An 11,574-nucleotide genomic window follows, 5' to 3' on the forward strand; every position below is an offset into this window, starting at 1 on the left:
CCCCCCCCCCCCCCCCCCCCCCCCCCCCCCCCCCCCCCCCCCCCCCCCCCCCCCCCCCCCCCCCCCCCCCCCCCCCCCCCCCCCCCCCCCCCCCCCCCCCCCCCCGCGTCGGGTCACTGCGCCGGGGGACCCAGCGGGACGGGCTCCGGCCCCCCGACGATCGGCGCGGTCACCGTGCCGATCCGCTCGACCGTCACCGTGACCTCCACGCCCGGCCGCAGCCACGGGTGCCGCTCCTCGCCGTGCAGCGACCGCAGCTCCAGCAGGCACCCGCTGCCGACCGTGCCGCTGCCGACGACGTCGCCCGGCCGCAGCTCGGTGCCGCGCGACGCGTAGGCGAGCATCTGCCCGAACGACCAGCGGATGTCGGCCCAGCTGCCGCCGCCCTGCTCGACGCCGTCGACCGCGGCCGCCATCCGCAGCGCGTAGCCGGCGCCGGAGCGGTGCGGCTCGAGCTCGTCGGGCGTGACCAGGACCGGACCGAGCGTCGTCGCGCCGTCCTTGCCCTTGGCCGGGCCGAGGCCGACCTGGGACTCCACGCCCTGCACGTCGCGGGCGCTCCAGTCGACGAACACCGTGTAGCCGGCGATCGCGGCCTCGGCCTGCTCCGGCGTGAGGTCCGACCCGCCCCGGCCGACGACGGCCGCGACCTCCACCTCGTAGTCGAACGCCGCCGAGCCGGGGGAGACCGGCACCGGCTCGCCGGTCCCGCGCACCGCCGCCGGGTTGGTGAAGTAGAAGACCGGCTGCCGGAACCAGACCGGCGAGACCTCCCGGCCGAACGCGGCGGCGGCGTTGCGCGCGTGCTGCTCGAAGGACAGGAAGTCGCGGACCGACGGCGGCCGCGGCACCGGCGCGCGCAGCACCAGCCCGTCCTCCGGCACCACCTCGGCCGGGATGCGCCCGGCCGCCGCGGCGAGGTCGGGGAGCAGGTCGGCCAGCGCGGCGTCGAACCCGTGCACCTGCCCGTCGCGCAGCAGCCCGGCCCGCTCCGCGCCGTCGGACGGCGAGACGTAGGTGACCCAGCGCATCAGCTCTCCTCCCTCACGCCCGGCAGCCGATGGGACCGCCGTGGAACGCCACCATGTCCGGCCAGATCCCGGTCAGCGGCAGCCGCTCGCCCGGCGGCCGCCCGTCGAGCTCGGCGTAGGCGCGGTGCAGGTTGCCCACCAGCCGCTCGGACTCCTGCCACCCGGCGTAGGGGTTGTCCGCGTGCCGCCGCGCGGTCTCCAGCGGCGACCACCCGGCCGCGTGCCCCTCGCGCGCGGTCGCGTCGACGAAGGCGGCGTAGCCGGCCAGGTCGTCGAGCAGCCGGGGGACCTCCTCCCCGCGGCACACCGGGCCGTGCCCGGGCACCAGCACGTCGGGCTGTAGCGCGCGCAGCGCCTCGATCGCCCGCGGGTAGCCGGCCACGCTGCCCTCGGCGAGGAACGGCTGGCCGCCGGCGAAGGCGATGTCCCCGGCGAAGGCCACCCGCTGCGCCGGCAGCCACACGACGACGTCGCCGCGGGTGTGCGCCGGCCCGACCGCGTGCAGCTCCACCGCCCGCTCGCCGAGGTGCAGCGTCAGCGCGCCGGTGAACGTGACGTCGGGCGGGCGCACCTCCAGGTGCCCGTAGTCCGGGCCGGTGAGGACCTGCGCGGCCAGCAGCCCGGCGGCGAGCTGGTCCTCCCGCGCGTGCACGTGCCCGACCACCGGGGTCTCGGCGGGCACCAGCCAGTTGCCGAAGGTGTGGTCGCCGTGGTGGTGGGTGTTCACCAGCGCCCGCAGCCGGCCCGGCGCCACCGACCCGACGGCGGCCAGCAGCGCACGGTTGCGGGCCTCGGTCGAGGTGGTGTCCACCATCAGCCCCGTGCCGTCGTCGCCGGTGACCACGCCGGTGTTGTTGATCATCCAGCTGCCGTCGGGCTGCACGTAGGCGAAGACGCCCGGTGCCACCTCCTGCAGCGCCGCGGCCTCGATCGACGTCGTCACGCCGTCACTCTGCTGGAGCCCAGGTGGCACGGAAAGTCGGCGGGCTCCTCGGGTAGGTGCTCCAGCGTGCTCGTGCTCTGCCCACACCGGCGGGGCAGAGCACGAGCACGCGGCAGGGACTCAGTCGCCCTTGACGTTCACCACCTGGCGCAGCGTGTGCCGGATCTCGACCAGGTCGGCGGCGTCGGCCATGACGACGTCAATGCTCTTGTACGCCTCGGGGTGCTCGTCGAGGAAGGCGTCCGAGCGGCCCCAGGCGATGCCGCTCATCCGCCGGTCGAGGTCGGCCCGGCTGAACCGCTTGCGCGCGGCCGACCGGGAGAACGCCCGCCCGGCACCGTGCGGCGCGGAGGTCAGCGACGCGGCGTCGCCCCGCCCGACGACGACGTAGGACGCCGCGCCCATCGAGCCCGGGATGAGCCCCCACTGGCCCGGGCGCGCGGCGATCGCGCCCTTGCGGGACAGCCACACCTCGCGGCCGTAGTGGGTCTCCCGCTCGGTGTAGTTGTGGTGGCACTGGACCACCTGCTCCCGCCGGACCTCCTCGGTCAGGCCATGTCCACTCATGAAGCGGGACACCTGGTCGGCGACGCGGTCCATCATCTCCTCGCGGTTGAGCGCGGCGAACCGCTGCGCCCAGCGCAGCGCCTCGACGTACGCGTCGAACTCCGGCTCGCCCTCCTCCAGGTAGGCGAGGTCGCGGTCGGGGACGGCGGCGCCGCGGGCCCGCGTGCGCTCCTGCGCCACCCGGATGTGCTTGGACGCCAGCTTGTTGCCGACGCCCCGCGAGCCCGAGTGCAGGAACAGCCACACCCGGTCGGCCTCGTCGAGGGACACCTCGATGAAGTGGTTGCCCGAGCCGAGCGAGCCCAGCTGCAGCGCCCAGTCGCGCACGACGCCGTCGGCCTGCTCGGCGCCCGGCATGCCGCGGAGCTCCTCGACCCGCGGCGCGGCCGTGTCGCGCACCTTCCGGTTGGCGCGGCCGGCCGACAGCGGGACGGCCCGGGCGATCTGCTCGTGCAGCACGGCCAGGTTGCGGCCGCGGACGTCGTCGCCGGTGAACTGGGTGCGCACGGCCATCATCCCGCAGCCGATGTCCACGCCGACCGCCGCCGGGATGATCGCGCCGTCGGTCGGGATGACCGAGCCGACGGTCGCGCCGAGCCCCAGGTGGGCGTCGGGCATGAGCGCCACGTGCGGGTGGATGAACGGGAGCGAGGCGGTGCGCTCGGCCTGCTCGCGGGTCGCGTCCTCGAGTATCGAGGCCCAGCTGAGCAGCCTCTCGCTGATCTTCTCCATCGTCCTTTCTCTCTGTGGGTGCAGGGCCCGGTCCCCGCGGTGGAAGGGAGGGCCGGAGCAGTCAACGCGCTCGGCTCGCGCAGCGCGACCGCATTACCCGGGGACCCCGCGGCGGGGAACTCCCTCGGCTTCCGGGCGGCACGGCACTAGCCTCGGCACCCTCGCGCGACCACCTCGCCGTGGCGCGCGGCGGCCCCCGTCCGCGCCGCGGTGCCCCGCCCACCGTCCGAGGGGAGACCGGGATGACCACGACACTCGGCGCCGCCGAGCTGGCCGAGCGCTACCTGCGCGGCTGGCAGGACCACGACGGGGACGCCGTCGCCGCGACCTTCGCCGACGACGGCGTCTACACCGACCCCTCGTTGCCGGAGCCCCTGCCGAAGGGCGCGGTCGCCGGGTTCGTCTCCGGCTTCCTGGCGGCCTTCCCCGACCTGACGCTGACCGTCGAGGACGTCGTCGGCGAGGGCTCCCGGGCATACGTCCGCTGGCGCCTGCAGGGCACCAACAGCGGCGTGCTGCCGGGCCTGCCGGCGCCGACCGAGCGCCGGGCCGACCTGACCGGGGTCGACCTGATCGAGACCGGGCCGGCGGGCATCACGCGCGTGGTCGGCTACTTCGACCAGCTCACCCTCCTGCAGCAGCTCGGGCTGCGGCTCGACGTCGTCCCGGGCTGAGCCGGGGAGGCGCCTCCCGGACCGCCGGCGGCGGCGGTCCGGGACCCCGGCGTGCCGTTTCCGTTCCGCGGGCCCCGGGCAGCCCTCGTGCGACCGCTGGACCCGACAGTGAGGACGCACGCGATGCAGGTCGGACTGAAGCTCGCCACCGAGGCCTTCCCGCCCGAGGAGATCGTCCGCCAGACGGTGCGGGCCGAGGAGGCGGGCTTCGACTTCGTCGAGATGAGCGACCACTACCACCCGTGGCTCGACGTCCAGGGGCACAGCGGCTTCACCTGGTCGATGCTCGGCGCGATGGCCGCGAAGACCGAGCGGATCGGCCTGGTCACCGGCGTGACCTGCCCGATCATCCGGTACCACCCGGCGGTCATCGCCCAGGCCGCGGCCACGGTGCAGATCCTCGCCGAGGGCCGGTTCACCCTCGGCATCGGCGCGGGGGAGCGGCTCAACGAGCACGTCGTCGGCACCGGCTGGCCGGCGGTGCACGTGCGGCACGAGATGCTCCGCGAGGCGCTGCAGATCATCCGGCAGCTCTGGCAGGGCGGCTACCAGACCTTCGAAGGGAAGTACCTGCAGCTCGAGGACGCCCGGGTGTTCGACCTGCCCGACGAGCTCCCGGTCATCGCGGTGGCCAGCGGCGGGCACAACGCCTCGGAGCTGGCCGCCGAGTACGGCGACGGGCTGTTCGCCACCGAGCCGCGCGAGGACCTCGTCGCCGCCTTCCGCGACGCCGGCGGCAAGGGCCCGCTCTACGCCGAGGTGCCGATGGCGTGGGCGCAGGACGAGGAGTCCGCCGTCGAGGAGGCGCTCCGGACCAGCCGCTGGGCGCTCACCGGCTGGAAGGTCATGAGCGAGCTGCCCAACCCGGTCAACTTCGACGCCGCCAGCCAGACGGTGAAGGCCGAGGACATCCGCGGCCAGTTCTCCGTCGGGCCGGACATCGAGAAGCACCTGCAGCAGGCGCAGCCCTACGTCGACGCCGGCTTCGACCACCTCGTCCTGCAGAACGTCGGCCCGGACCCCGACGGGTTCATCGACGCCTGCGCCGGCGGGCTCATCGAGCGGGTCAGGGGACTCGCGGCGTCCTGACGCCGTCGTCCCTGCCGGGTTCCGCAACGGACCTGCCAGGGTGCGCGGCGGGCGGGGCGGGAGGACGCGACGGCGGTCCCGGTGGCGGCACACTCGCCGGCCGTGACCGCCTCCCTCCCCGCCCTGCCCGACACCACCGCCTGCCGCCTCGCGCGGGAGGTGGTGCAGGAGTTCAGCTCACCGGCGCTGGTGAACCACTGCCTGCGCTCCTACCTGTGGGCCGCCGACCACGCGGCCCGGCACGGCATCGCCTTCGACGAGGAGCTGCTGTTCGTCGCGGCGATGGTGCACGACATCGGCCTGGTTCCGGTCTTCGACAGCGCGACCGTGCCGTTCGAGGAGGCCGGCGGAGCGGTCGGCTGGGTGTTCGCCGCGGGCGCGGGCTGGCCGGCCGCGCGGCGGCGCCGGGTGGCGGAGATCGTCGTCGCGCACATGGCGCCGGAGGTCGACGCCGCCGCCGACCCGGAGGGGCACCTGCTGGAGCTGGCCACCGGCCTCGACATCTCCGGCCGCGACCCGGACGCCTGGCCCGCCGACCTGCGCGCCGCCGTCCTCGCTGAGTACCCGCGGCTGGACCTGATCGGCGAGTTCGTCGCCTGCTTCGAGGACCAGGCCCGCCGCAAGCCGGACTCGCTGGCCGGCCGGTTCTCGGCGAACGGCTTCGCCGCCCGCGCCCGGGCCAACCTGCTGGACACCCAGGGCCTGTCCTGCGGATCGTGTGCGCCCTGACTGCTGCCGGTGTCCCTGAGCGGCCCACTTAGGGACATGGCTCCGCGTGCAGATTGAGAGTTGAACACCACGACGGTTGACCGTCGTCGCGCCCCGGGAGGCGCCGTCGTGTGCGGACGTGTCCCACAGGGCCGCTCCCCCATGCCCTTGCCGCCCTCTGCGATCAAGCCGGCGTGAGGGACTCACCCCACCGACGTGGACCGCCTCCCGCCGCATCGAGTGGAAGCGGGTCGGGTGACCCCGTCACTGTCGCGGTCGCCGGCAGCCGCGCCCGGATAACGCGACAGACAACGACCTTCGACTGCTACAAGCCCGTGGCTTTGGTACGCCCCTGCAGAGCCCGCAGGACCGCAGGGGCGTCATCCGCGTCTGACTTAGTCGCCGCGGAGCACGGCACACGCCTCCTCGAGGTCGTCCTCCGTGTTGTGCTGCGGCTCGAAGAGCACCTCGCCGGTGTCCGGGTTGACCCGGAGGATGCCGGTGAAGCCGAAGGGCACCTGCCCGATGACCGAAAGGACGAGGGTGCCGTCGGCTTCCTGCCGCAACAGGTCGGCACCGACGTCCTTGAGCCGGTAGGACCCGTTCGCCGACGTCGCCGTGACGGTGAGGTTCACGGTCGACAGCTCGAGGGGGCTGTTCCCGCCGCCGTTGAGTTCGCGGGTGATGATCTGTCCGCGGATCGTGGTGGTGACGTCCACGCCGCACTCTCCGCTGAGGAAGTCGTCGGCGAACGTGTCGTCCACCGGGATCCGCTCGATGACGGGAGGTGCCGCCAGGGCGGGCGTCGCTCCGCCGACGACTGCCGCCGCGATGCCGACCGTCACGGCGATACGCCTGGTGAGCTGGGACATGTCGACCTCCCAATCCCGGGGCCGGGTCCGGCCCGCGCGAAGGGGACTGTGGCCCTGCCCTCCCCGACGCGGGACGGGTCGGATCCGGCCTCCACGACGGAGCGTCACGAGACTCGGCGCGCCGTCGCGCGGAGTGCCCCTGGCGGTCGGCGTCGCGGTCGGTTCCGAGGGCTGATCAGCCGGTGGCGCCGTCGTGTCGGCAGTGTTCAGCGGCACCACGACCCCACCCGGTGACGATTGGCTCCTCGCGGATGGTCACGAAGCTGCCATCCGCTCGGTAGAGGTGACCGCCTCCCTCCCGGTACGCAGCCAAGCGCGGATCGAAGTCCTCGGGCGGCGCTGAAGGCGGAGTCGCGAACAACCGCCGTGATGCTGCCAGCACTTCACCCCTTCGGCGTTGATGGCTCTCAGGTGTCTCTGAAGCCGCCTTCAGGGACAGGGCCGGCGGCGCACGAAATCCGCAGGGCAGGCCCTGGTCCCCGCGCGAGCTCGTGCTCTGCGCACAGGTGTGTGCAGAGCACGAGCGTCCGCAGGAGCGGTGGGTCCGTCCTCAGCCGCGGTCGAGCAGGCGCAGCGACGGGCGGCTGGTCAGCCGCTTCTCCAGGCTGACGCAGTGCCGGCCCTCGGGGTCGAGGCGGAAGTCCAGCCGGTCGACCAGCGCCTGCATGAGCGTGAGCCCCGCGCCGCGCTCGCCGTCGAGGCCCGGCCGGGTGGCCGCCTCCGCGTGGTCGAAGCCGGTGCCGTCGTCGACCACGGTGATCCGGCACAGCGCCCGGTCGATCTCCACCGACACCTGGTACCCGGCGTGGTCCCCGGCGTGCTGGACGACGTTCGCGCAGGCCTCGGTGAGCGCGAGCGTCGTCTCCTCGACGACCGTCTGCTCGATCCGCAGGTGCTGGAGAGCCTGCCGGCACAGGCCGCGGACGAAGGGCACGCTGTCGACGTCGACGGGCAGCCGGACGGTGAACGCGATGTCCATGCCGAGCCCCCTCCCGTGACGGCGCGTACGCTCCTCGGGTCCGTTCCGGGTACCGAGGGAGCCTGATCGTGCTGTTCGCCGTCGACCGCGTGGCGGTGAACGGGCGGCCCGGGCTGAGGGTACGCGGTGAACTCGACATCGCCACGGTGGCGCTCCTCGCCGCGTACGTCGACGACGAACTGGCAACCCACCCGCGGTCCCTGGTCATCGACCTGACCGGCACCGTCTTCATGGACTCCTCCGGCGCCCGGCAGCTGGTCCGTGCCGCCAAGCAGGCCGCCGCGGCCGGGACCGCGCTGCAGGTCGTCTGCCCGCGGGACAACCAGCCGGTGCGCATGGTCATCGACCTGCTGGACCTGTCCCGCCTGGTGCCGGTGGTCGAGACGGCGAGCCTGACCGACGGGGAGGTCGGGTCGTAGGGTCGGCCGCGATGACCGCGACCGAGAGCCCCGCCGCGACCCCGCCGTCCCCGGGTCCCGACCCGCTCCGCAGCCGGGTCGACGACGAGGCGCTCGCCCGCTGCGCCGAGGAGCCGATCGCGGTCCCCGGCGCGATCCAGCCGCACGGCGCGCTGCTCGCCGTGACCGAGCCCGACCTCGCCGTCGTCGTCGCCTCGGCCAACGCCGCCGACGTCCTCGGCACCGACCCGACCGGCCGCACGCTGGCCGACCTGCTGACCTCCGCCCAGCTCGACCGGCTGCGGGCGGCGCTGGCCGCGGACCTCGCCGAGGCCGGCCCGCTGCGGGTGGCGCCGGCCGGCAGCGAGCTGGACCTGGTCCTGTCCCGCAGCGGCGACCTGCTGGTCACCGAGTGGGAGCCGGTCGCCGGCGCCGGGCAGGCCGGCGCGGCCTGGCACCGGCGGCTGCCGACGGTGCTCCAGCGGCTGTCCGCGCCGACGTCGCTGGAGGGGCTGACCGCCGTGCTGGCCCGCGAGGTGCGGGCGCTGACCGGCTTCGACCGGGTGATGGTGTACCGCTTCGACACCGAGTGGAACGGCGAGGTGGTCGCCGAGGACCGGCGGGCGGACCTCGAGCCCTTCCTCGGCCTGCACTACCCGGCGAGTGACATCCCCGCCCAGGCCCGCGCGCTCTACGCCACCAACTGGATGCGGCTGATCCCCGACGCCACCTACACGCCGGTGCCGCTGGAGCCGCCGCTGGTCCCGGGGACGGAGCGGCCGCTGGACCTGTCCGGCGCGATGCTGCGCAGCGTCTCGCCGGTGCACCTGGAGTACCTGGCCAACATGGGCGTCACCGCGTCGATGTCGGTGTCGCTCATCGACCGCGGCAGGCTGTGGGGGCTCATCTCCTGCCACGGCTACAGCGGTGCGCACCGCCCCTCCTACGCCGACCGCACCGCCGCGGAGTTCCTCGGCCGCACCGCCTCGCTGCTGCTGCACACCACCGTCGAGGCCGGCGAGCGTGACCGGGTGGTCGCCGTCGCACAGCGGGAGGCGGGGCTGGTGGCCGCGATCGGCCGCACGCCGCGCACCCCCGCGGCCGCGCTCGTCGACGGCGACCTCACGGCGCTCGACCTGCTGCCCGCCGCCGGCGCCGCGGTCCGCCTCGACGGGCGGCTGCACCTGCTCGGGCGCACCCCGCCGGCCGACCGGGTCGCCGCCGTCGTCCCCGCGGTGCTGCGGGCCGGCGGCGCCACCGACCGGCTCACCCTCGCGCTGCCCGGCTTCGACGACCTCGCCGACGACGCCAGCGGCGTGCTCGCCGTCGAGGTCGGCGGCGGGCGCGGCGACTTCCTCGCCTGGTTCCGCCCCGAGACCCCGCGCGAGGTCAGCTGGGGCGGCGACCCGGCCACGTCGAAGGTCACCGACGGGCGGCTGTCCCCGCGCCGGTCGTTCGCCCGCTGGACCGAGACCGTGCGCGGCACCGCCCGCCCCTGGCACGAGCACGAGGTCGCCGCCGCCCGCGCGCTGGCCACCCACCTCGGCGAGGCGGTGCTCGCCCGCGCCGGCGAGGACGACCGGCTCTCGGCCGCGCTGCAACGCACCCTGCTGCTCGAGGAGCTGCCCAAGGTGCCCGGCGTCGCGCTCGGCGCGCGGTACCGGCCGAGCGAGGCCGACGTCGTCGGCGGCGACTGGTACGACCTGGTGCCGCTGCCCAGCGGGCGGCTGGCCGTGGTGCTCGGCGACGTCGCCGGGCACGGGCTGACCGCCGCGTCGGTCACCGCCCAGCTGCGGCACGCGCTGCGCGCCGCGCTGCTGCGCGACGAGGGCCCGGCCGCGGCGCTGGCCGAGCTCAACCGGCTGGTCGCCGCGCTGCTGCCGGGGGAGATGGCGACCGCGCAGGTCGTCCAGCTGGACCCGCGCAGCGGGGAGCTGGCGCTGGCCAACGCCGGCCACCTGCCCGCCGTGCACGCCCGCGCCGGTGCGGCGCGGCTAGTCACCGACGGCCGCGGGCCGGCGCTCGGCATGCTCGACGACGCCGACTACCCCGAGGTGGCGCTGCGGCTGGACGCCGGCGACCGGCTGCTCCTCTACAGCGACGGCCTGGTCGAGCGGCGCGACCGCCCGCTGCCCGAGGGCATGGAGGCGGTGCGCGCGGCGGTGGCGGGAATCGCCGGGGAGCCGCAGGAGGTCGTGGACGGCGTCGTCGCGGCGCTGGACCCGGCGGGCACCGACGACGTCACCGTGGTGGGGCTGGCCCGGGTCTAGCCCGGGCCGCCGCCGCGGACCAGGTAGCGGTAGGCCGGGGAGTCCGGCGTCAGGTGCTGGATGCGCAGCGGGCTGGCGGCGATCCGGTCGAGCAGGCCGGGCAGCGCGGACGCGGTGCCCAGCTCGATGCCGGTGAGCGCGGCGCCGGTCTCCCTGTTGTCCCGCTTGACGTACTCGAACAGCACGATGTCGTCGTCGGGGCCGAGGACGTCGTCGAGGAAGCGGCGCAGCGCGCCGGGCTCCTGGGGGAACTCGACGAGGAAGTAGTGCTTGAGGCCCTGGTGGACCAGCGAGCGCTCGATGACCTCGGCGTACCGGCTGACGTCGTTGTTTCCGCCGGACAGCACGCAGACCACCGTCTGCCCCGGCTCGACCCGCACGGTGCCGCCGGTGAGCGCGGCCGAGGCCAGGGCGCCCGCGGGCTCGGCGATGATCCCGTCGACCTGGTACAGGTCGAGCATCTCGGTGCAGACCTGCCCCTCGGGGACGGCGACCAGCTCGGCGCCGCAGTCGCGCACCAGCGGGTGGGTGACCGTGCCGGCCCGCCGGACCGCCGCGCCGTCGACGAAGGTGTCGATCTCCGGCAGCTCGACCGGCCGCCCGGCGGCCAGGGCCGCGGCCATGCTCGCCGCGCCCGCCGGCTCCACCCCGACCAGCCGGGTGCCGGGGGCGGCCTGCGCGAGCCAGGTGCCGCAGCCGGCCAGCAGCCCGCCGCCGCCGAGCGGCAGGACGACGACGTCGGGCGCGCTGCCGCCGAGCTGGTCGAGCACCTCCACCGCGACGGTCGCCTGCCCGACGACGACCGGCCAGGCGTCGAAGGCCGGGACCAGCGTGGCGCCGGTCGTGCGGGCGTGCGCCGCGGCGGCGGCCGCGGCGTCGTCGTAGGTGTCGCCGGTGACGACCAGTTCGACCGTGTCCCCGCCGAGGGCCTGGATTCGGGCGCGCTTCTGCCGCGGCGTCGTGCCGGGGACGAAGACCGCGCCGCGCACGCCGAGCGCCCGGCAGGCGTACGCGACGCCCTGGCCGTGGTTGCCGGCGCTCGCGCAGACGACCCCGGCGGCGCGGGCGGCGTCGTCGAGCCGGCTGATCGTGTTGTAGGCGCCGCGGACCTTGTACGACCGGCCGACCTGCAGGTCCTCCCGCTTGAGCCGGACGTCGGCGCCGGTGAGCGCGGACAGCCGCTCGTTGCGCTGCAGCGGCGTGCGCTCGGCGACCCCGGCCAGCCGGCCGACCGCGTCGCGCACGTCGGCGGCGAAGTCCCGGATCACGGCCGCCTCGGTCGTCCCGGAGGTGCTCACGGTGCTCCATCCT

At 75.4% G+C, this 11,574-nt stretch carries 11 protein-coding genes; 5 read left to right on the forward strand and 6 right to left on the reverse strand.

What is annotated here, in order from left to right; all coding sequences use genetic code 11:
• Positions 1-113: 113 nt before the first annotated feature.
• From ACI79B_RS08665 to ACI79B_RS08675, 3 genes are all read right to left on the reverse strand, one after another.
• Complete coding sequence (locus ACI79B_RS08665; protein ID WP_456926875.1) at positions 114-1,031, reverse strand: fumarylacetoacetate hydrolase family protein; 918 nt, start codon at positions 1,029-1,031, stop codon at positions 114-116.
• A 13-nt stretch (positions 1,032-1,044) separates the two neighbouring features.
• A complete protein-coding gene (locus tag ACI79B_RS08670; RefSeq protein WP_456926876.1) occupies positions 1,045-1,974 on the reverse strand; it encodes an MBL fold metallo-hydrolase in 930 nt (309 codons plus the stop codon).
• Between the two features lie 120 nt (positions 1,975-2,094).
• Positions 2,095-3,273: an RtcB family protein gene (locus ACI79B_RS08675; RefSeq protein WP_456926877.1), complete on the reverse strand. Its 1,179-nt coding sequence runs from the start codon at positions 3,271-3,273 to the stop codon at positions 2,095-2,097.
• 242 nt (positions 3,274-3,515) lie between these two features.
• Here ACI79B_RS08675 and ACI79B_RS08680 point away from each other — a divergent pair, with 242 nt between their 5' ends.
• The 3 genes from ACI79B_RS08680 to ACI79B_RS08690 all read left to right on the forward strand — a co-directional run bounded on the left by ACI79B_RS08680 (position 3,516) and on the right by ACI79B_RS08690 (position 5,765).
• Positions 3,516-3,947 carry an ester cyclase gene (locus ACI79B_RS08680; protein WP_456926878.1) on the forward strand — a complete coding sequence of 144 codons (432 nt, stop codon included), beginning with the start codon at positions 3,516-3,518 and terminating at the stop codon, positions 3,945-3,947.
• Positions 3,948-4,070: 123 nt separating this feature from the next.
• Positions 4,071-5,036 carry a TIGR03557 family F420-dependent LLM class oxidoreductase gene (locus ACI79B_RS08685; protein WP_456926879.1) on the forward strand — a complete coding sequence of 322 codons (966 nt, stop codon included), beginning with the start codon at positions 4,071-4,073 and terminating at the stop codon, positions 5,034-5,036.
• A 102-nt stretch (positions 5,037-5,138) separates the two neighbouring features.
• Positions 5,139-5,765 (forward strand): HD domain-containing protein, encoded by a 627-nt coding sequence (locus tag ACI79B_RS08690; protein WP_456926880.1) that lies wholly within the window; start codon positions 5,139-5,141, stop codon positions 5,763-5,765.
• Between the two features lie 374 nt (positions 5,766-6,139).
• Here the strand turns inward: ACI79B_RS08690 and ACI79B_RS08695 are convergent, their stop codons facing one another.
• Positions 6,140-6,616 carry a hypothetical protein gene (locus tag ACI79B_RS08695; RefSeq protein WP_456926881.1) on the reverse strand — a complete coding sequence of 159 codons (477 nt, stop codon included), beginning with the start codon at positions 6,614-6,616 and terminating at the stop codon, positions 6,140-6,142.
• A 550-nt stretch (positions 6,617-7,166) separates the two neighbouring features.
• Positions 7,167-7,595: an ATP-binding protein gene (locus ACI79B_RS08700; RefSeq protein WP_456926882.1), complete on the reverse strand. Its 429-nt coding sequence runs from the start codon at positions 7,593-7,595 to the stop codon at positions 7,167-7,169.
• Between the two features lie 68 nt (positions 7,596-7,663).
• Here ACI79B_RS08700 and ACI79B_RS08705 point away from each other — a divergent pair, with 68 nt between their 5' ends.
• Positions 7,664-8,014, forward strand: a complete 351-nt coding sequence (locus ACI79B_RS08705; RefSeq protein ID WP_456926883.1) for an STAS domain-containing protein — start codon at positions 7,664-7,666, stop codon at positions 8,012-8,014.
• A gap of 11 nt (positions 8,015-8,025) precedes the next feature.
• Entirely contained in the window at positions 8,026-10,263 is a 2,238-nt protein-coding gene (locus tag ACI79B_RS08710) for a SpoIIE family protein phosphatase (protein WP_456926884.1), read from the forward strand.
• Here the strand turns inward: ACI79B_RS08710 and ilvA are convergent.
• Positions 10,260-11,561 carry a threonine ammonia-lyase IlvA gene (gene ilvA, locus ACI79B_RS08715; RefSeq protein ID WP_456926885.1) on the reverse strand — a complete coding sequence of 434 codons (1,302 nt, stop codon included), beginning with the start codon at positions 11,559-11,561 and terminating at the stop codon, positions 10,260-10,262. The genes ACI79B_RS08710 and ilvA overlap by 4 nt on opposite strands.
• Between the last annotated feature and the right edge of the window lie 13 nt (positions 11,562-11,574).

It is taken from the genome of Geodermatophilus sp. SYSU D00879, assembly GCF_054050375.1.